Here is a 19,113-nt window from a genome sequence, read left to right as displayed (position 1 = left end):
GTAACCAGGCATCTTCGCCCACCTCGTCCTGGGGCCGGCACGCCGGCGCTCGTAGGATGGCGAAGGGCATCCAGCCGAGCGTTTCGTGCCGTGTTATGCAACCTATACGGTCAATTCGTAATCGATCTGTAAAAATAGGATAGGTCGTTCTGGCCAGTCTGGCACAGGCCGATCGGCGGTCCTTCGGCCCGGCGCGACAGGATGTGTTGCGCGGCCGCCAAGCTGGAAGGCGTGTGTAAGCTCGGGTCGCATATGCCTTCTCATCAGGCCGGACGAACAAGCCACCGGCCGGCAGCAAGAGGAATCGGACGATGACAAACACCAACGCCTTCGACACCGCTCGCTAGACCACCATTGCCCTGACCGATGCCGAACTCGACCCCGTTGCCGGCGCAGGTATCGGCCGGAAGGTTCTCGGCATGGCCCTGACGACCGGCGGCGCTCTGACCACTGCGGCGAGTGTCCTGACCCGTCAATGGGGCCTCGCCAGCCGCGGCTGCGACATGCTGGTCGACGGTGTCGGCCATCTCGAAGCGGCTTGAACAGGGCGTTGAAACGGGCGCCAGCCTCTCGGCAGGGCCGGCGTCGGCCTCACTCAGGAGCATGTCGATCTGTCGGGCAACGATGCAGTCAGGCTTGCGAGCCGGATTTCATTTGGCAAAGGCTCTCTACACGCACCTGACAGCGATCCCGCTCGCAGAAATATCTTCGATCAGCCGAATATTTGAGGCTCGGGCGCCGTCGCGGGGGTAGTCGGTGTTGGCCGAGCGTGTAGGATCGCGGCTGGCTGGGGACGTTTGATGTTCCTGAGCGTGTTCGACGTCTTCAAGATCGGTATTGGCCCGTCATCATCGCATACAATGGGGCCGATGACGGCTGCAGGGCATTTCCTGGACCTGCTGCGCCAGCATCCGTCCAGTCATGAGGCGGCAGCGGTCGGCGCGACCCTTTACGGCTCGCTCGCCTTCACCGGTAAGGGCCATGCCACGGATCGCGCCGTGGCGCTCGGGCTGCTCGGCTGGACGCCGGCCGAGCTCGATCCCGACGAGGCCGAACGCCAGCTCGATGCGCTCGGGACGACGCATCTGCTTCGGCTCGACGGACTGCCGCCGCTCGCCTTTGATCCCACCACCGATATCGTCTTCGACTATGGGCCGCCCCTGTCGGGCCACGCCAACGGCCTCGTCTTCTGCGCCCGCGGTGCTACCGGCGCGGAGCTCCTGTCGGAGACCTACTATTCGATCGGAGGCGGCTTCGTGGTGACGGCGCAGGAGCGCGAGGCGCCGCCGGCCGCCGCCGCGGCGTCGTCCTGGCCCTATCCGTTCGCGACTGCGGCGACGATGCTGCGCATGGCGCGTGAGAGCGGACTGTCGATCGCGCAGATGAAGCGCGCCAACGAAGTCCACCGCCAATCGCCGGACGAGGTTGATCGCGGTCTGGCCCGTCTTTGGTCGGTGATGAACGGCTGCATCGAGCGCGGCCTAGGCCAGGAGGGCGAATTGCCCGGCGGTTTACGCGTGCGCCGCCGGGCGGCGACGATCCATCGCCAGCTCGAGGCCGAGCGGCTGGCCAATCGCTCCCAACCGCACGCCTCGACGGACTGGCTCAGCGTCTACGCCATGGCGGTGAACGAGGAGAACGCCGCCGGCGGCCGGGTGGTGACCTCGCCGACAAACGGGGCTGCCGGTGTGGTGCCTGCGGTGCTGCGCTATTATCTCGACCATTGCATCGGGGCGGAGCCCGAGAAAGTCGCCGATTTCCTGCTGACGGCCGCGGCGATCGGCGGCCTGATCAAGCACAATGCCTCGATCTCAGGTGCCGAGGCCGGCTGCCAGGGCGAGGTCGGCTCGGCCGCCGCGATGGCTGCGGCCGGGCTCTGCGCGGTGCTGGGTGGCTCGCCCGAGCAGGTCGAGAACGCCGCCGAGATCGCCTTGGAACACCATCTCGGTATGACCTGCGATCCCGCGGCAGGTCTCGTCCAGGTACCTTGCATCGAGCGCAACGGCATCGGCGCGATCAAGGCGGTCGCGGCCGCATCGCTTGCTTTGCGCGGCGACGGCTCGCATTTCATGCCGCTCGACAACTGCATCGAAGCTATGCGCCAGACCGGCGAAGCGATGAACGAGCGCTTCAAGGAAACCAGCCTTGGTGGCCTCGCGGTCAATCTGCCGGAGTGCTGAGCCTGACGTGCTGTGTACGATAGCCTCCCAGCGAACCCTCAAGGACGCTGGCGCGGCCAATGGGTGCCGCATCCGCGACACTGTCGCTCTTGTGATGCGGCAAGAGCGGATACTGGCAGGTAGCCCAGACCGGACGGTCGTGAGATCATGGCGAATGACCACGCTCGACCGACGCTCTGTATCGCTGGGCATGGGCTGAAACAGTCAGCCGGGCCGTGCCGGCACCCTTGAAGGACCCTTGGATGGTCGCAATCTCCGGCAGCCGGCTCGCGAATGCCGTGGGGATCAGGCACTGTCCTGCTGCTGATGGGGCGAGCGGATCGAGCATGCGCCATTGCGACCCCTCCCAGATCGCGATCCAGGCGTGACGCCGAACCGGGCGCGTATCGCCTGATGGGCCGGCGAGGCGGTAGCCGCCGACGAAGCGAGCCGGGATGTTCCGAGCGCGGATGATCTCGATGGCGAGGCGCGCGATCGCTTCGCAGGAACCTACCCGTCGCTGCGCGATCTCCTGCAAGGCTTGCCGCTGGTAACGCGGTTCGTCGCTGTAGCGCCAGGACTGGCGGAGGTCGGCCAAGGCCTGGGGCCACGGCGTGGAGCGCGTCGGATCCAACAACCCTTCCAAGACAAGGTCTGCGGGGGTCGGCGCGAGGGCCGGCAAGGCCGCGTCGGGGTCGACCGGGTGGTCGAAGCTGGCATTGAGGCGTAGGCGCAGGGCCGGCCCGGCGAGCCTCAGCCTGTCGACGACGCCGCCGTTCCCATTGACCACTGGCGGATCGAAGCGGCCCTCCGGCTCGCTGGCGAGACGGATGGACGGCAGCCCCGTGTCGGTCGCGCGCAGTGGCCGCACCCGAAGCTCGATATCGAGATCATGCGCGGGCTGATCGAAGGCGTAGGCGAGATCGAGGGTCAGTTGCGCCCGCTCGGCTGGCCGGCGAGTTTCCGACGTCATGCATCCGCCGCGGCAAGATGCATGCGCACGAGATGCTCGAGTTCCGCGCGCGATGCGGTCGCATCCGGTGCTTGTTTCGCTCGCCAGGCCATCAGCGACGGATAGAACCGCGTTCGCCCGTCCTCTTCCTGCCAGATCCAGTGTGGCGCGCGCGGCAGGAGCGCGATGCCGCGGCGGCCGAGCGCGCCGGCAAGATGCAAAGCAAGACAATCCGGGGCCAGCACGAGGTCGAGCGCGGCGATGACGGCGGCAAGGTCCTCAGGGCCGGCGATGCGATGGCCGGCATCGATGACGTCAGGCGCATGGGCGAGCGCGTTCCGCGCCGCGCCCGTCGCCAGGCTCACCACCGTGCCGAGCGGTCTGGCGACTGCCAGAAGGTCATTGAGCCCTCTTCCCGGGAGATGCGCCGACCAGACGATCCCGATGCGCGGGCCCAGCAGCGCCGCGACCGCATCCTTCCAACGACTGGCGAGGCCGGGCGCGAGGGTGATGTAGGGCGCCGCCATCGTGAGCATGTCGGCATCGGCGCGCAGATGCGCCATCGCCTCGGCGAGAACGAGCGGCTGCACGGCGCCGGCTCGACCCGCTTCCGAAAGAGCGGGTGCGAGCGGCGCCAGCAGACGATGGAGGGCCGGCGGCGCCAGCAGCGGTAGCTCGCGGCCGGCCCGCGCTGCCAGCTCAGGCAGCAGACGAAGCGCGAAGACGACCTCGCCGAGGGACATGTCCGGTGGAATCAGCACAGCGTCGATTCCAGGGCGAGGCTCCGGCAGGTTGCTGTAGGCTTCGCCGAAGCGGCCGAGGGCGAACAGGCAGGCGTGCCGCAACGGGCGAGCCTCGGGAAGCTGCAGCGCCGCGGCGCGCTCGCTCGCCAGCAGCGCATCGCCGAAGCGTCCTGCGCCGGCGAGCGTCCGCGCCAAGGCGAGTAGAGCCGGGCCGTTCCCGGGGTCTCGGGCAGCCGCAGCCAGCGCGGCGAAGGCTTGCCGGACGGTTGCAGCGTCCGTCGCGATCAGCGCCTGCAGCTCCAGCGCAGGCAGATGGCCGGGTGCGAGGGCCAGCGCCCGCCGCAGCAACTCGCCCGAACGTCCGGGATCGCGGGCGACGAGGAGCCGCGCCAGGGTGGTGATGTGCACCGGATCCGACGGCATGCAGAGATAGGCGCGCTCGGCGCAGTCGAGCGCCGCAGCTTCGTCGCCGAGCGAGGCATGGGCTTCCGCGAGGTTGTGCCAGGCCTCGACGCAGGTTTCGTCCAGGGCGACGGCCTCCTCGAAGCAGGCGACGGCCAGCGGCCGGTCCGAGGCGGCGAGTGCGCAAAGGCCGCGCAGCAGCCAGGCGCGCGGCCGTTCGGAATCGCATTCCAGCGCCCACTGGGCCTCATTGGCCGCTTCCGAGGGGCGCCGCTGTGACAGGAAAAGCTCGGCCCGGCGTTCCCTGATGCCGGCATGGCGAGGGGCGAGGCGGATCGCCTCGTCGAGGCAGAGCTCGGCGTCGTCGATGCGGTCACATTCGGTGTGCAGCGCAGCGAGATTGGCGAGGATTTCGGGCTCGCCGGGCAGTAGTCTCGCCGCCGCGCCGATCAGCTTTTCCGCCGCTGCCGTGTCACGTCGCAGCAAGGCGACGCCGCCGAGCCCGTTCAGCACCCAGGGATCGTCCGGCCGGGCCGCGAGCGCCTCGCGCAGGATCGCCTCGGCCTCGTCGGTGCGGCCTTCGGACAGGCGCATCAGCCCAGCCCGCACTCTGGTTGCATGGCTGGTGGCGGCTGCAGGCGCGCTCATCCGATCGTTACGCGCTTGGCGTCGAGGCGGATATCATCACGGGCCAGATGCGTCTCGACGGCGGCGCTGACCGTGGTGAGCTCGGTCTGCGAGACATGCGTGCCGATACGCTCGCTGTCGATGCCGGCGATCGCGGTGTTGCGCTCCTGCGAGGTCACCTCGATGCGCTGCGCCACGGTCGATTGGCGGCCGACGACTGTGGTCAGGGCCTCACCGACGATGGACGCCAGCCGCGAGATTTGCGTCAAGACATCCGTGACCAGGTGGAACCGCCGGCTGGTCACGGCCACTTCCGGCGCGTCGAGTCCGAGCCGGGCCGTGGCGTTGAAAGCGATGCTCGGCGCCGCGATGGCCAGATTGGCAGCCCGGTCCGGCAAGGCGAGCGTCGCATCGCCCAGGCCAGTGCGGGTCAATACGGCCAGGATGAAGACACGCCGGCCGGAGACGACGATGAGCACCTCGTCCTCGGGCTGCGGCTGGATCAGGCACGACACGGCGCGCGAGGCTTCGCGCGTCCCCGTCTCGTCCTGCACCAGGCAGCGTTCTCCGGTGACCGCGAGCACGCGAGCAGAAGTCAGTCGATCCGCCTCCTGGAAAGGTGCGGAACTCGCGCCGGCGGACGCCTCGACGATGGCGAAGGGGCTGTGCGAGGCTCGGCTCATGACCGAAAAAGCAGTCCGGTTTTGACATCGACGTCCTTGCCGCCGATCTCGACTGTGCTTTTCCCCAGCACGACCGCCTTGAGATAGGCGTTCATATCGGCGTTCTTCACTTCCAGACCGAACTTCTTGCCGTCGATGCCGACCCATTTGAAGTCGAGGCCGTTGACGTACTTGAAGTCAGAGCCGAGCACCGCCTTCGTGTCGAAGCCGACCACGGCCTTGAAGGCGACGCCGATGATGATGTTCATGTCGATGGCGAGATTGATCTTGAGGTCGATCGCAGCGTTGAGGCGGAACTCGGTGCCCAGCGCGAGGGTCAGCGTTGCCGCCATGGTCAGGTTGATGCGCGCGGCCAGGTTGGTCGAAGTTTGGTCGCCGAGGAAATAGCTGGTCGACACACCAAAAAACTTCTTCTCCTCGTAGCCGTGGAACTCCGTGTATTTCTCGCCGTAGAACCATTCCTTGGCGGTGCCGTACGTCTTCTTCTCGGAGGTCGAATAAAGCCATTCCGACAGCGGCCCCTTGGCTTCGTTCTTCACATAGCCGTAGGCGAGCAGGGAGATGTTGGCCGGCGCGTCCGGCGTGCCGGCGGTGATCGAGACGCCGGAGAGCGCGTTGACGGCGAAGACGCCGGCGGGCGCAGTGAACTTGATGTCGCCGTCCGAGACGTTGGTGGTCTGGCCCTTGACGATGTCGACCAGCATGCCGCCACCGACGCTGAGGTTGACGTCCGAGTCGGTCTTGCCGAGGAAGCCGTCGCCGGAAGAGGTCGTCGTCGTCGCCTTGGTCGAGATGGTCATCAGTTCCATCTGGCCGGCCTTGTTCTTCACGAACTTGTCGCCGCGCTTCAGATAGCCCTGCTTGACGCTGCCATCGGCATTGGTCGCGTCGCTCTCTTTGGCGGCATTGGCCGTCTCGGCGACGGCGACATAGGGGTTCTTGCCGCTGAGCAGGGAGGCCAGCGACAGGTCCGGGCTCGGTTCGGTCTTGGTCGTGTTGGAGGCGGTGCTTTTCGACAGCGTGAGCTCGGGCATCATCGTGCCCTCCTCGCCCTCGACATAGGCACCGAGGCGCAGATAGGTCCCGCTGCCGAATTCGTCTGGCTTCAGCGGCACGTCAATGCGGGTATAGGGCCGGCCGGCCGAAGCCTCGCCTTCGGTGACCGAGGCATCTTCGTAGTGTGGCACCGGCGGCAAGGGCCTCGGCTCGTCGTCGATCTCGACAGATTCTGCAGCCCGCGCCGGACGCGCCTCGCGACCCAATACGGCGAGGATGTGCCATTCCTCGCCGCCAGCCCAGGCGAGAACCTGGTCGCCGACCTGTGGAGCGAGCGGGCAGGACAGGGCGACACAGGCGGCGGCCTCGCCGGTCTCCGTGCGCAGAAGCAGCTGGTCGCCGGCGCGGGCGACCACGGTCGCCGGGCGCAAAGCCGGCATGACGCCGGAGGGCGGGATCGAGGTGGTCGCGGCGGGCATCATCGGTGCTCTCCCGTGGGATCAGAAATGCGGCCGGTGGTCAGGACAGACAGATCGTCGTGACCTGGCTGGGGGCGAGCGTCACGCCGACGATGTTCGGGCTCATGCCGTTCTGCATGGTCGGGTTGAGCATCTTCGTGGCGGGCGGGCCGCCGAGGAACATCGTCACCGAGCCCATCGCATGCCTAACCGGGCCCATGACGAAGCCGGAGGCGACGCCGAGCAGGACGCCGGGCTGGTCGCCGAGGCTCAGCGGCTTGGTGGTCAGCAGGTTGTGCGCAGGCATGCAGGTCAGGAAAGTGGTGAGCTGCGTCGGGATCGCCGTCGGCGCCAGCGCGATGTTGGGGTAGGGCACCGGGATCGGTACGACGGCTGGAGTCAGGCAGACATCCGGGAAAGCGAAGTCCGGGGCGGGGATCGGCCCGGAGGAGTTGACGAAGACCATCGCGCCTCTCCTCAGGCCAGGGCTGCAACACGCGCGGGATCGTAGAGATCGGCGACGGCGCGCTGTGGGTCGGTCGGAAGGGTCGAGCCCGTCGCATGCTGAAACAGCGCGCCCTCGGCCGAGACGGCGTGAAGGCTGGTGCGATGAAAGCGCGCCGCGATGAAGGAGGCGCCGTCGAGCCGGGCGTAGGGGAACTGCGCATGGTCGAGCAAGGCGCGCTCGAAGCGGGCGGCGCTGCAGTCGGCGCGTTCGAACAGGGCGTTGCTCAGCCTTGCGTCGGAAAGATCGGCGCCGGCGAGCTTCGCCTCGCTGAAATTCGCGCTGGTGAGATCGGCTCCGACCAGCTTCGCCGCGGTGAGATCGGCGCCGACCATCAGCGCCATCGGCAGCCTCGCCCCGGAGAGGTCTGCGCCCGAGAGATCGGCTTCCAGGAAGAGGCTCTGGGAGAGGTCGATGCCGGCGAGATTGCAGCCGGAGAGGCGCGCCTTCATCAGATTGAGGCGCGACAGCCTGATCTTGCGCAGGTCACGACCCGACAGATCCGCCTCCATGGCGAACATTGTGTCGATGTCGGCGCCATCGAGAATGGCGGTCCGCAGATCGCCCCTGACCAGCGTGAGGCCGCGGATCGTCGCATCCGATAGGTCGACGCTCGCGAGCGTGCATTTGACCAGCGCGACCGTCGTCAATTCGACCCCGGCGAAGCAGGATCGGGAGAGATCGACCCGCGCGAAGCTCGTGCTTGCGAGTTTCGCGCCGGTGAAATCGGCCTCGGTCGCGTCAGTTTCGGCAAACTGGCAATGAAGCAGCGTCGCGCGGGCGAAGGATGCAGCGATCAGCCCGGTGCGAGGCCATTGCACCGTGTCGAAGTCCGCGCCGCTGAAATCCGCGCGCTCGAAACGGCACTGGACGAGCTGGCATCGCTTCAGCTGCGCCTCGCGAAAACGGGCACCGGAGAAGTCGCAGCCGATAAGGATCGCGCCATCCAGCGTTATGCCGCCGAAATCCGCTCCGGCGAAGGAGGCGCCCTCGACCGGCAGGCCGAGTTCGACGCGCTCAAGCAGATCCTCAGGGCGCATCGGCGGGCATCCCGAACAGGGTCTTGTCGAGCAGCGCCTGGGTCAGGTCGGCGCCGACGAGCGAGGCATCCGAGAGATCGCAACCATAGAGATTGGCCCGCAGCAGCCGGGCGCCGTCGAGATGGGCGCGGCGCGCCTGGGCATTGAACAGATTGGCGCCGAAGAGATCGGCCCGCAGCAGGATTGCCTTGCCAAGCGAGGCCTGCTTGAGCGAGGCGAGGGCAAGATCGGCCTCGCTCAGATCGGCCTCGCCGAAATCGACCCGGTTGAAGCTCGCCCGTGCGAAGCTGGCACGGATCAGCCTGGCACCGCGGAAGGAGCCGTTCATGCCGACGGCGCCGTTGAAACGCGCGCCGGCGAGATCGCAGCCGGCATGGAAGCCGCTCTGCTGCAGATGCGCCCCGGAAAAATCGGCGCCGGGCGCCTCCAGTTTAACCGCCGAGAGCTTGAACGCCTTGAGCCTGCGGGCATCGAGGCTCTCCGCCTTGACCTCAATCAGCGCGCAGCTCTCCATGATCGCATCGGCGAGGACGACCCGCGTCATGTCGGAGCGCAGGATCGTGACCCGGTCGAGCTTGGCACCGGCGAAGGAGACGTCCGACAGATCGGCTTCGATGAAATTGGCCTCTTCGAGCGTCGCGCCGGCGAAGTCGCATTGCGCGATCTTGCTCTTCAGCCATTGCGCCCGGCGCAGGTCCGCTCCGGCGAAGCGGGCGCCGCGGGCGTCGCCAGCGCCGAGATTGGCCTCCAGCAGATTGGCCTGCGAGAAATCCGCTCCGCGCAGATCGGCGCCGGCGAAGACCGCGCCGGCGCAATTGGCGCCGTGGAAGCGCGCACCGCGCAGATCGCACTGCTCGAAGAAGGCGCCGCTCAGGTCGAGCCCACTGAAGTCCTGCCCGGAGAGATCAGCGCCGGCCATGTCTCGGCCGGCGAGGCCGTCCGCTTTCGCTGCCATGATCGCCTGGCCGAAACGCTGCGCCGACTCCGGCGGCAATGGCGCGATCGGGTGAATCGGCTCCGGGGCGAGCCGGCGCATCGTCGCCATGGCCTCGCCGAGCCGCGGCTCGAGCTGGTCGAGCTGTGCACTCGCGCGGGCGAGCTGCGTCTTCGCATCGGCCGGCTCTTTGGCGTCCGGCAGGATGTCGCCCGCCAGCAGCGAGCCGAGGAGATCGTCGAGCGATTGCCCCGGCGGTGCAAGCTCAGGGAAGGCTCGCCTCAGCTTGTCGCCGGCGGCGTCAGCCTCGGCAGGCAACGAGATCGTCTGCCGCTCCATTTTGCTGATGGTCGCGGCATCCGGGACGACATCGTCGCGCTGAGCCGCCTGCGCACCGGCAAGACCACCGCGCGCAGGAGCGAGCAGTGTTGCACCTGGCCCGCTTTGGAAGCGCTGCAGCGCATCGCGCAGGGCCGCTTCCGGGTCGACCGTGCTCGCTCGCAGTTTGAAGTCCGGCGGCAACGCGGTCGCGGCGAGGTTGGGCTGCTCCGGCAGGTCGAGCTCGGCCAGTAGCGCGTCGAGTTCGCCGAGATCTCCGGTCTGGCGGAAGCGATCGCCACGGTTCGCCGCGGCATGGGCCTGGGCTCCCAGCGCGCGGCCGCGTTCGTCCATCTGCGCCTGGAGCTGCTGCGTGCCTTCGAACAGCGCGGCGAAATCGATCTCACCGCTGGCGATCTCCTCCGGCGAGGGCATCCAGGCGGGAGGCGGCTCTGCGGGCGGCAGGTCCGGCATGAAGGCGGCGGGCAGTCCGGCCTTGTCGAGTGCGTCGCGCAGGACGAGCCGCTGCGCCTTCTCGGTCCGCTCGCGCTGGCGTTCATGATGGGCCATGCGGGCAATCCGGCGCCGCTCGACCGCGGCGGAATCCGGAAGAGGCGAGAGGGCGCCGTCGGCGAGCGCGTATTTCAGCTTCTCGGCCGGATCGCTGCGCAGCCGGAAGGCCTCGGCATAGTGCTCGGCCGGGCGCGGCTCGTCGGCGAGGCGCTCATAGGCGAGCATGACATGGCTGACGTCGTCGCCGTCGATATCGGCGACCGGGCAGGCGCCGCGGTAGATCAGCACGCCCTTATGAGCGCTGGGGAAGAGCCAGGCGGTATCGAGGACGTTCGGTAATTCGAAGAGCCCATCGACGCGCGCGATGAAAGTGCGGACCCGCATGCTCGGCAGGGCGCCCTCGATCACTGGATGCTCTGCCGAGAAGCCGACGAGCCGGTAAGGCTCCTGCCCGGAAAAGTAGCCTTCGATGCGCTGGTCCGGCGTCGCGACGCAGAACAGGCGCGGATCGGCGTCGGCGGCGAGTCCCGGAAAGCCGTGCTTCAGCCAGCGATCGTCATAGGTGCCGGCCAGCGCGCGGCGGGACGGGTGCGCGGGGTCGATCGGCCCGAGGCGTATCGGCTCGGGTGCGTCCTCGGCCGTGCGGATCAGCCGGTCGGCGCGCTCGATGTTCGGCAACAGGACGATCTCGCCGGCATCGACGCGGCGGGCCGCCTCCGCTCCGCGCCCGAGCGGATTGTCCGAATGGTTCGGGCCGCCGAAGCAGCGCGCCGGGACGAGCGGCATCTCGATGAACGGCCTGGGCTGCTCGAAGACTGGCCCGCCAGCGGTTTGGCGCCAGACGCGGTCGCCGAAGACGGTAAGGCGCTTACGTACCGCGCCGAGAGTGATGTCGAGAGTCAGCGCCGGTACCGGGTCTCCTCCCGGAGCTCTGGCGAAGCCGGCGACGAGGACCTCGCCGCAGGGCTTGGGCATCGCGGCGTCGAAGATCGTGCCGGCCGGCATCTGCTCCATCGCCATCGGCCAGAGCGCGGTGTCGGGCTCGAAATCGCCGGGCTCGAGCAGCGAGAACAGTCCGAGCGCCGAGACGACGAGCGTCGCCGAACTGCCGCGGCGCTCGACCTTGGTCAGGATGCCGAGCTTTCGTGGTTTGATGATCGTCGGCATGAAGCTGTCTTGGTGGCCCGCAGGTGACGCTAGGGTGGGTAGACGACAGGCTGACGACGCTGTTCAGGGCTCGCGGGTGATCAGGATCTCGACGCGTCGGTTGCGGGCCCGGCCCTCGATGCTGCCATTGTCGGCGATCGCCTCGGACGAGCCTCGGCCATCGACGGCAAGACGCCCGCCTTGGCGCAGGGCTGGCCGGATCAGGGCCGCGACCGCCTCCGCCCGCGCGATCGAGAGCGCCTGGTTGTCGCGGAAGGGGCCGCCGGCCGTGACCGCCTGGTCGTCGGTATGGCCCACGATGCGCACCGGGCCGTTCTCGCCGTCGATCACGCCGGCGATGCGGCGCGCCACCGGCACGAAGCCGGGCAGGGCGGTCGCCTGTCCCGAGGCGAAGGTGATGAGGTTGCCGACCCTGATCGCGATCCAGCCGCCGAACGGATCGACCGTGATCGAGCCGGCCTTGATCTCCTCGGCCAGCGCCGCCCGGATGCGTTCGAGCTGGCCGGGGCGTGGAGCAGGGGCGGGAGCGGGCTGCGCCACGACTGGCTGGGCGGGCTTGGGCGCAGGCAGCAGCCATGGCAGCAACATGGCGAGCACCGCCAGAACGGCGATGATCGCGGCGCTGTAGAGGCCGATCTGGACGAATTTCGATCTGACCTGCGTGCTCGCCGCCATCGCTCCCCCCGAGCTGAGGCGACAGAACACGATGCCGGTGACGACAGGACGATGACGGCCCGGTTATTGTGAGGACGCAGCGGCACTGAATCGACCTATATTTGAAAAGATGTATAGCGAAGTAATTAGCCGACATATTGAAACAATACTGTCAGAATTCCGCTCTACACGTGCCGGGGTGATTTCCCGGCCGCTGACGAGAGACCGTCCGTGACGAAGGTCCTGGGCGATGAGACGCCTGTGCGCTTGAACGGAGAGGCCACGGCGTCTCCGATCGCCGAGCCGTCTGCGGCAGGTGCTGTGGCCTTCTCGTCGGTGCTGCCTGCGGTCTTCCTCATCGCAGGCGTCGTCTGCCTGTTCGCGGCCGGCTCGCTGCTGCTGCGGCAAGGGCTTCGCCCTGCGGAGTTCCGCATCGCCCAGCCCGCCAGCCATGCCGAGCGGGAGGCGGGCTTTGCGCTCTATCGCGCCAATTGCGCGGGCTGCCACGGCGCCTTTCTCAGCGGTGCGGCCGGATGGCGCAGCGATCCGGAGGCGGCACCGGCGCTGAACGAGAGCGGCCACGCGACCAATCACAGCGACGCCGATCTGTTCTTCCGCGTCTCGGCCGGAGCGCGCAGGGCCGATGGCCGCATCGCCATGCCGGCCTTCCGCGGCACCCTGTCGGAACAGGAGATCGTCGCCGTGCTGGCCTATGTCATGTCCTGGTGGCCGGATGAAGAGCTCAAGCGGCGGGCCGGTGCCGACTGGACCTTCCAAGCCGTGTGCACGCCGGCCGAAGCGCAGATTTCCGCGAAGGCCGGGCTTTGACGCGACCCTCTTCTCCAGCGACAGGCGCCTGGCTCCGGCGACGAAGGGCCCGGCTCGCGCATCTTGTCGCGTCCGCTGCCCTCTGCTTATCGACGGGGACCGCGCAGGCGCATGTCAAATGGTTCGCGCCCTACAACGTCGCCGTCCCGCCCGCCGCGCTCTGGGACGTGTTCTCGGTCCCTTTCGTGATCGCCCTGTCGCTGTCGATCCTGCTTATCGCGCTCGTCTTCGTGGCCGATCGCGCGATGAGTGCCGGAGGGGTCGAGGATGCCGTCGATGCCGTGTTCGAGCCCCTGAAGGGCACGGGCCCCGACATCATGCGCGTCAGCCTCGGCGCCTTCCTGCTCTGCCTCTGGCTGCTCGGAGGCATTCTGCTCACCCCCGAATTGAAGACCGAGAGCCAGGCCGTTTCCTGGTTCCAGCTGCTCCTCGCCATCTGCACGCTCTGGTGGCGGACGGTCTTCATCGCCGGCTTCGGGATCGTCGCGCTCTACATTCTGGCGGTCGCGCAATATGGCGGCTTCCACCTGATGGACTATCCGCTCTTTCTCGGCATCGCCGCCTATCTGATCATCCATTCGCTGCGGCTGGCGCGGCTCCAGCCCTACGCCCTGTCGATTCTCTATGCCGCCATGGCGCAGACCCTGCTCTGGGCGTCGGTGGAAAAATGGGCCTATGCGTCGTGGACGCTGCCGCTGCTCGCCCAGCACGAGCGCATCACGCTCGGCATCAACCATCACATCTATGTCATGCTGGCGGGTTTCGTAGAGTTCGTCGCCGCCTTCCTGCTCCTGTTCGGCATGCTCAGCCAGCGCCTGGTCGCCGCAATGCTCCTCGGCATCTTCGTCGCCGCCATCATCGACTTCGGCAAGGTCGATGCCGTCGGCCATCTGATGATCATCGCTTCGCTCGGCGTCGCCGTGATCGAGGGCAACACGCTGGTCAACCGCGCGGTTCAAAGCGGCATCCGCTCCTATCGTATCGGCGGGCTGGAGCAGGCAGCGACCTATGTCGGCGTCCTCCTGCTCTTCTTCCTGATGTACTACGGCGCACACGGTCTGGCCTATGGCAGTCTGGCATAGGTCAATGGCGCGACCGGGTGCCGGCAGGGAGGAGCCCTGTTCGCGCCTGCGCGGCTGGCGGCTGCTGGCCGGCGTCGGGATGGTGCTGCTAGCGGGCTGCTCGACCATCGAGCCGCTGATCGAGAGCCCGGCGAGCCTCGATGGTGAAGGCGGCGCTCTGACGAGCGAGCAGGCAGAGCAGAAGGCAAGGGCAGCCGCGCGCCCGCTCGACCATGTGAGCTTGCGCGCCAAATATCGGCGGCCAGCCGAATTGCCCGATGGCGCACGCGCCTCCGGGCCGGTGGTCGCGCTCGGCCACAAGCTCTTTCACAGCACCGAATTGTCCGGCAATCGTCGCATCGCCTGCGTCACCTGCCATCTGCCGAATGCCGCCTGGGCCGATCGCAAGGCCAAGCCGATCGCCGACAATGGCCGGCCGATGGCGCGGCGCTCGCAGACACTCTACGACATGGCCTGGGCGAGTGCCTTCCTCTGGGACGGCCGGCAGGATTCCCTCGCTGGAATGGTGAGCGGGCCGATCGCCTCGCCCGACATCATGGGCCTGTCGCTCGATGCGATGGTGCAGCGCCTCGCTTTCTCACCGGAGTTCTCGGCCGATTTCGAGCGCGTCTATGCGGGCGTCGGGCCGACGCCGGAGACGGTCTCCGACGCGCTGGCCGGCTATATGAACACGCTGCGCTCGCCGGCGACCCGCTTCGACCGCTGGGTCAAGGGCGATGAGCGGGCGCTGACGCCGGCGGAATTGCGCGGTTTCAAGCTGTTCAACGGCAAGGCCAATTGCGTCGCCTGCCATTCTGGCTGGCGTTTCACCGACGAGGGTTTTCGCGATATCGGCCTGAAAGACACCGGCGATCGCGGTCGCGGCCGGATCAAGCCGCAGATCGAGAGCCTGGCCTTCGCCTTCAAGACGCCGACCCTGCGTGGCGTCGCCGAGCGCGCGCCCTATATGCATGACGGCTCGATCGCCACGCTGGAGGCCGTGATCGACCATTACGATCGCGGCGGCGTGCGCCGGCCGAGCCTGTCGCCCGACATGTTCCCGCTTGGGCTCGCCGCGCAGGAAAAGAGCGATCTCGTCGCCTTCATGCGCTCGCTCTCGGGCCCCGCGACGTCCGCCCACCAAGCCGATCCGGAGGCTATGCCCCAATGAAGCACGTCCCCGTCATCCTTCTCGCGCTGGCTTGCGCCGGTGCCGTGTCGACCCTGGCAGAGGCGACAGAATTCCGGATCACCCAGAAAGGCCAGCAGTTCAATCCGCGCGTGCTGACGATCAAGGCCGGCGATGAGGTCGTCTTCGTCAACGACGACACCGGCACGCACAATGTCTTCTCCGAGAGCGCTGCGAACAGCTTCGATCTCAAGGCTCAACGCCCGGGAGCGAGCACACGGGTCGCCTTTCCGAAAGCCGGCAGGGTCGATGTCCGCTGTGCCATCCATCCTTCGATGCGGATGACGATCGAGGTCGAGTAGCCCTGCCGCCCGCGGCTGGCGCGCAACTGTCACATGCCCATGCTCCGATGCGTCGTCTCGCTGCGCCCCGGCGAGCGGCATGAGGCCCGAGCGTTGAAGATGACCGTCAAACGCAAACTTTACGGGCTCGCCGCGCTCGGCATCCTGATCGCGGCGATCGTCGCCGCGGCGGCGGTCTACGGCGTTGCGGCCATGTCGAGCGCCAGCCATTCGATCTTCAACAATGCGCTGCTCGTCAACAAGAATGTCTCGACCCTGGTCGTGCTGTTCGAGCAGAGCCGGACCTTCGTGCGCGGCATCAGCGCCAGTACCAGCAAGGACGAGATCGCCAGGGCCGACGCCGCCTTCAACGTCATCGACCAGAAGCTCGCCGACACCAGTATCGACGTGTTCCGCTCGATCACCAATGAGGGCGTCCGCGAGGCGGTCACTTCCTTCATCGCTGCGCTCGACCAGTCACGCCGGGTCGCGACCGAGATCTTCGAATCCTGGAAGGCCGGCGACGCGGAAAGGGCGGCCCGGCTCTACGATGAGGACGGCCGCAACGAAGCGGCAATGCGCGAGTCTCTGTCGACATTGACCGCCTTCCTCGACCGGCTCGCCGACGAGGAGCTGAACGCCCTGGAGGAGACGCAGCGCACGACAACGCTGGTCGCCATCGCGGTTGCGGCGGCGGTGCCGTTCCTGATCGTCATCGCCTTCCTGGTCGCGCGCCAGATCGCGATGCCGATCGCGGCGCTGACCTTCGCGGCGCGCGATGTCGAACGCCGCAAGTTCGAGCCGAGCTCGATCGAGGCCGTCGCCGGCCAGCGCAACGAGCTCGGCTCGCTCGCCCGCGTCTTCCAGAAGATGGCGGTCGACGTGCAGCGGCGCGAGGAGGAGCTCGAAGGGCTCGTCCACGAGCGCACACGCGATCTCGAAACCAAGAACGAACTGCTGGAAAGGCAGCACAAGCGAATGGAGACCGAGCTCGACATCGCCCGCTCCTTGCAGGGCGCGATGCTGCCGCAGCGCATGCCGAAGCATCCGAGCTATTCCGGCCGGGCGATCATGCGGCCGGCGCGCGAGCTTGGCGGCGACTTTTACGATTTCTTCGTGATCGGTGAGGACGAGATCGGGCTCGTGATCGCCGACGTCTCCGGCAAGGGCGTGCCGGCGGCGTTCTTCATGGCGATCTCGCGCACGGTGCTTCAGTCGAGCGCCCGCGAGGGCCGCTCCGCCGGCGATTGCCTTGCCGAGACCAATTCGATCCTGTGCGAGCAGAACCCGCTCGATATGTTCGTCACCGTCTTCTATGGCATCCTCAACCTGCGCACCGGCGAGCTGAGCTATGCCAATGGCGGGCACAACCCGCCGATCATCGTGCGCGAGAGCGGCGAGGTTGCCGAACTACCCGTCACCGGCGGCATCGCCATGGGCATCATGCCCGGCTTCTCTTATGATCAGGGCAGCCTCAAGCTGGACAAGGGCGACACGCTCTTCCTCTATACCGACGGCATCTCCGAGGCGATGGACACCGAGGGCCGCGAGTTCACGGTCGATCGCCTGGTCGCCTCGCTGAGCGAGAGCCATCGCCAGTCGCTCGACATCGTCGTCTCCAACGTCACCGACGCCGTCAGCCGTTTCGTCGGCGATGCCCCTCAGCATGACGACATTACCTATCTTGTCGTCCGCTATAAGGGCCCCCCGGAGCCGATCGAGCTCGAAACGATAAAGCGGGTCGAAGATGCCGGCACGCCATGGGCGCTGAAAACCGTCTAACCTTAAGCCGGCTTTGTCTTTTCTGCATTCAGGCAAGTCGTGATGGCCGGCTGATCGGTTTCAAGCGCCATAGTCGCTCGGTCATATCAAAGTCATCGAAGCTTCAATAACCGGCGTCATCAACGTCAGCGGGGCCAAATACACAATGGTCGCCGCTGCGAGCGTCGATGTCAGAGTCCAGTTCCATCTTTTTCGATCCGCGGATCGCGAGCGGCGCATCGCCCGTGTCCGAGGCGGCGCCTGCCGGCTCGGAGCCGCGCAGCTCGGCCGAATTCGAGGAGCTGGAGAGCGAGGTCCGCAAGCTCGAAACCGATGGGCCACTTGCCGTGAACTGGCGCGAGGTCACACGGCTGTCGACGGCCGTGCTGGAGACGCGAGGCAAGGATCTCCTTGTTGGCGCCTGGCTGGCGCATGCGCTCTGCCGCGAGGAGCGCTATCACGGCCTCGCCGTCGGGCTCGGCATCCTGCGCGGGATGATCGCCGCCCATTGGGACGACATGCAGCCGCCAGCCGCCCGCGAGCGGGCTCGTGTCGGCGCCCTGGAGTGGCTGGTCGGCCGCACCGCCCCGCTCTGCGAAGGCGAGACCGGGGAGGGCGAATGGCCGGCGGTGCTGTACGCCTATGACGCGCTGACCGAGATCGACACGCTCGCCGGCGAGAAATTGCGCAAGGAGCAGGTCGCGCTCGGCGATCTCGTGCGTGCGCTGCGACCGCATCGCGACGCCGCCCGCCGCGCTCTGGCGGAAGCCGAGCAGAAGCGGAAGGACGCCGAGGCGGAAGCTGCCGTGCGGGCCGAGCAGGAGGCGCAGGCCGCCGCGCGCGCGGCCGAAGCGCCCACCGCGACTCCGGCCGCTGCGCCGGCATCTCCCACCCCGACACCAGCCGCGGCGCCGACACCCGCTGCGATGCCGGCGCTCGACCTCTCGACGATCGACACCCTGCCCGAGACGCTGCGCTCTCTCTCGGCGGGGCTGATTGGCCGCAGCAGCGCGGATGCGCGCGCCTATCTTCTGTCGCGCGTCGCCTCCTGGTGGCGCATCCGGCAAGTGCCGCCGAACGAGGGCGGTCGAACCGGCGCCATGCCACCAGTGGAGGAGGCGGCGGCCGCTCAGGCGCAGCGTCAGGCGGGCCAGAACCAAGAGGCTCTGCGCGCGCTGAACGAGCTGGTTTGGAGCGCCCCGTTCTGGTTCGAGGGGCACCGCATCACCGCCGAAATCCTGAAGGGCATGGGCCCGGATCACGCCGATGCGGCCGCTGCCGTCGGCGGGGCGATGAACATGTTGTTCCGGCGCTTCCCCGATCTGATGAATTTCAGCTTCGGCGACGGCAAGCCTTTCGTCGATCCGGCGACTCGCGACTGGATCGAGGAGAGTGGCGGCGGAGGTGGCACTGCTTCAGGCGATGCCGACGGGCTCGACCGGGCGCTCGGCGAGGCGCGGATGCTGACCGCCGCCGGCAAGGCGCCGGAAGCGGTCGATCTCTTGGCCGCACTGACCCGCGGCGAGATCGGCGGGCGCAATCGCGTCCTGCGCCAGATCGCCCAGGCGCGCTTCTGCCTCGATGCCGGTCTGATCGCCGCGGCCCTGCCGTTGCTCGACCATCTCGAGAATCTGCTCAAGACGCACGACCTCGAGAACTGGGAGCCGCAGCTCGCCGCTCAGGTGGCGGAACTGCGCTTCCGGGCGCTGACCCATGCCGACGCCGCCCGCCTCGTCGCCGAGGACCGGCGCCGCATCGGCCTCGACGAGACGCGCCAGCGCCTCGTCCGGCTCGACCTTGCCACCGCCGCGCGCCTGTTCCGGTGACCGGCTCCATCCGAAG

Annotated in this window: 16 protein-coding genes; 8 read left to right on the top strand and 8 right to left on the bottom strand. The window is 67.7% G+C overall.

Features of this window, described 5'->3' with window-relative positions; translation table 11 throughout:
* The first annotated feature begins 419 nt into the window (after positions 1 to 419).
* Both ACFPOB_RS18705 and ACFPOB_RS18700 read left to right on the top strand, forming a co-directional pair.
* Positions 420 to 542, top strand: coding sequence for a hypothetical protein (locus ACFPOB_RS18705; RefSeq protein WP_377799873.1), 123 nt, complete (start codon positions 420 to 422; stop codon positions 540 to 542).
* A 258-nt stretch (positions 543 to 800) separates the two neighbouring features.
* Positions 801 to 2,180 (top strand): L-serine ammonia-lyase, encoded by a 1,380-nt coding sequence (locus tag ACFPOB_RS18700; protein ID WP_377799872.1) that lies wholly within the window; start codon positions 801 to 803, stop codon positions 2,178 to 2,180.
* A gap of 145 nt (positions 2,181 to 2,325) precedes the next feature.
* Here the strand turns inward: ACFPOB_RS18700 and ACFPOB_RS18695 are convergent, their stop codons facing one another.
* From ACFPOB_RS18695 to ACFPOB_RS18660, 8 genes are all read right to left on the bottom strand, one after another.
* Positions 2,326 to 3,132 carry a transglutaminase-like domain-containing protein gene (locus ACFPOB_RS18695; protein ID WP_377799871.1) on the bottom strand — a complete coding sequence of 269 codons (807 nt, stop codon included), beginning with the start codon at positions 3,130 to 3,132 and terminating at the stop codon, positions 2,326 to 2,328.
* Positions 3,129 to 4,850, bottom strand: a complete 1,722-nt coding sequence (locus tag ACFPOB_RS18690; RefSeq protein ID WP_377799870.1) for a tetratricopeptide repeat protein — start codon at positions 4,848 to 4,850, stop codon at positions 3,129 to 3,131. The genes ACFPOB_RS18695 and ACFPOB_RS18690 overlap by 4 nt, the downstream gene beginning before the upstream one ends.
* A gap of 50 nt (positions 4,851 to 4,900) precedes the next feature.
* Positions 4,901 to 5,566: a DUF3540 domain-containing protein gene (locus ACFPOB_RS18685; RefSeq protein WP_377799869.1), complete on the bottom strand. Its 666-nt coding sequence runs from the start codon at positions 5,564 to 5,566 to the stop codon at positions 4,901 to 4,903.
* Positions 5,563 to 7,044, bottom strand: a complete 1,482-nt coding sequence (locus tag ACFPOB_RS18680; protein ID WP_377799868.1) for a DUF3540 domain-containing protein — start codon at positions 7,042 to 7,044, stop codon at positions 5,563 to 5,565. Before ACFPOB_RS18680 ends, ACFPOB_RS18685 begins: the two co-directional genes overlap by 4 nt.
* 37 nt (positions 7,045 to 7,081) lie before the next feature.
* The gene (locus ACFPOB_RS18675) at positions 7,082 to 7,486 is read right to left on the bottom strand and encodes a DUF4150 domain-containing protein (RefSeq protein ID WP_092160249.1); all 405 of its coding nucleotides are present in this window, start codon (positions 7,484 to 7,486) and stop codon (positions 7,082 to 7,084) included.
* 11 nt (positions 7,487 to 7,497) lie between these two features.
* Complete coding sequence (locus ACFPOB_RS18670; protein WP_377799867.1) at positions 7,498 to 8,565, bottom strand: pentapeptide repeat-containing protein; 1,068 nt, start codon at positions 8,563 to 8,565, stop codon at positions 7,498 to 7,500.
* Positions 8,555 to 11,497 carry a DUF2169 family type VI secretion system accessory protein gene (locus tag ACFPOB_RS18665; RefSeq protein WP_377799866.1) on the bottom strand — a complete coding sequence of 981 codons (2,943 nt, stop codon included), beginning with the start codon at positions 11,495 to 11,497 and terminating at the stop codon, positions 8,555 to 8,557. The genes ACFPOB_RS18670 and ACFPOB_RS18665 overlap by 11 nt, the downstream gene beginning before the upstream one ends.
* Positions 11,498 to 11,560: 63 nt before the next feature.
* The gene (locus tag ACFPOB_RS18660; protein ID WP_377799865.1) at positions 11,561 to 12,172 is read right to left on the bottom strand and encodes an OmpA family protein; all 612 of its coding nucleotides are present in this window, start codon (positions 12,170 to 12,172) and stop codon (positions 11,561 to 11,563) included.
* 210 nt (positions 12,173 to 12,382) lie between these two features.
* Here ACFPOB_RS18660 and ACFPOB_RS18655 point away from each other — a divergent pair, with 210 nt between their 5' ends.
* The 6 genes from ACFPOB_RS18655 (at position 12,383) to tssA (ending at position 19,097) form a co-directional block, all read left to right on the top strand.
* Complete coding sequence (locus tag ACFPOB_RS18655) at positions 12,383 to 12,979, top strand: c-type cytochrome (protein WP_377799864.1); 597 nt, start codon at positions 12,383 to 12,385, stop codon at positions 12,977 to 12,979.
* A 167-nt stretch (positions 12,980 to 13,146) separates the two neighbouring features.
* Positions 13,147 to 14,061, top strand: coding sequence for a hypothetical protein (locus ACFPOB_RS18650; RefSeq protein ID WP_377799863.1), 915 nt, complete (start codon positions 13,147 to 13,149; stop codon positions 14,059 to 14,061).
* 4 nt (positions 14,062 to 14,065) lie between these two features.
* A complete protein-coding gene (locus ACFPOB_RS18645; protein WP_377799862.1) occupies positions 14,066 to 15,211 on the top strand; it encodes a cytochrome-c peroxidase in 1,146 nt (381 codons plus the stop codon).
* The gene (locus tag ACFPOB_RS18640; protein ID WP_377799861.1) at positions 15,208 to 15,531 is read left to right on the top strand and encodes a cupredoxin domain-containing protein; all 324 of its coding nucleotides are present in this window, start codon (positions 15,208 to 15,210) and stop codon (positions 15,529 to 15,531) included. The genes ACFPOB_RS18645 and ACFPOB_RS18640 overlap by 4 nt, the downstream gene beginning before the upstream one ends.
* A 99-nt stretch (positions 15,532 to 15,630) precedes the next feature.
* Positions 15,631 to 17,292: a SpoIIE family protein phosphatase gene (locus ACFPOB_RS18635; protein ID WP_377799860.1), complete on the top strand. Its 1,662-nt coding sequence runs from the start codon at positions 15,631 to 15,633 to the stop codon at positions 17,290 to 17,292.
* Between the two features lie 167 nt (positions 17,293 to 17,459).
* Complete coding sequence (gene tssA / locus ACFPOB_RS18630; protein ID WP_377799859.1) at positions 17,460 to 19,097, top strand: type VI secretion system protein TssA; 1,638 nt, start codon at positions 17,460 to 17,462, stop codon at positions 19,095 to 19,097.
* Positions 19,098 to 19,113: the final 16 nt, after the last annotated feature.

This window comes from Allobosea eneae (genome assembly GCF_042657265.1).
Classification (GTDB): Bacteria; Pseudomonadota; Alphaproteobacteria; order Rhizobiales; family Beijerinckiaceae; genus Allobosea; species Allobosea eneae.
This window is presented reverse-complemented; position numbering and strand designations above follow the sequence as displayed.

Bases quoted from the DNA above. Each gene is read 5' to 3' on its own strand.
- ACFPOB_RS18705 (WP_377799873.1), top strand. From the start codon at position 420: ATGGCCCTGACGACCGGCGGCGCTCTGACCACTGCGGCGAGTGTCCTG.
- ACFPOB_RS18700 (WP_377799872.1), top strand. From the start codon at position 801: ATGTTCCTGAGCGTGTTCGACGTCTTCAAGATCGGTATTGGCCCGTCA.
- ACFPOB_RS18695 (WP_377799871.1), bottom strand. From the start codon at position 3,132: ATGACGTCGGAAACTCGCCGGCCAGCCGAGCGGGCGCAACTGACCCTC.
- ACFPOB_RS18690 (WP_377799870.1), bottom strand. From the start codon at position 4,850: ATGCGCCTGTCCGAAGGCCGCACCGACGAGGCCGAGGCGATCCTGCGC.
- ACFPOB_RS18685 (WP_377799869.1), bottom strand. From the start codon at position 5,566: ATGAGCCGAGCCTCGCACAGCCCCTTCGCCATCGTCGAGGCGTCCGCC.
- ACFPOB_RS18680 (WP_377799868.1), bottom strand. From the start codon at position 7,044: ATGATGCCCGCCGCGACCACCTCGATCCCGCCCTCCGGCGTCATGCCG.
- ACFPOB_RS18675 (WP_092160249.1), bottom strand. From the start codon at position 7,486: ATGGTCTTCGTCAACTCCTCCGGGCCGATCCCCGCCCCGGACTTCGCT.
- ACFPOB_RS18670 (WP_377799867.1), bottom strand. From the start codon at position 8,565: ATGCGCCCTGAGGATCTGCTTGAGCGCGTCGAACTCGGCCTGCCGGTC.
- ACFPOB_RS18665 (WP_377799866.1), bottom strand. From the start codon at position 11,497: ATGCCGACGATCATCAAACCACGAAAGCTCGGCATCCTGACCAAGGTC.
- ACFPOB_RS18660 (WP_377799865.1), bottom strand. From the start codon at position 12,172: ATGGCGGCGAGCACGCAGGTCAGATCGAAATTCGTCCAGATCGGCCTC.
- ACFPOB_RS18645 (WP_377799862.1), top strand. From the start codon at position 14,066: ATGGCGCGACCGGGTGCCGGCAGGGAGGAGCCCTGTTCGCGCCTGCGC.
- ACFPOB_RS18640 (WP_377799861.1), top strand. From the start codon at position 15,208: ATGAAGCACGTCCCCGTCATCCTTCTCGCGCTGGCTTGCGCCGGTGCC.
- ACFPOB_RS18635 (WP_377799860.1), top strand. From the start codon at position 15,631: ATGACCGTCAAACGCAAACTTTACGGGCTCGCCGCGCTCGGCATCCTG.
- tssA (WP_377799859.1), top strand. From the start codon at position 17,460: ATGTCAGAGTCCAGTTCCATCTTTTTCGATCCGCGGATCGCGAGCGGC.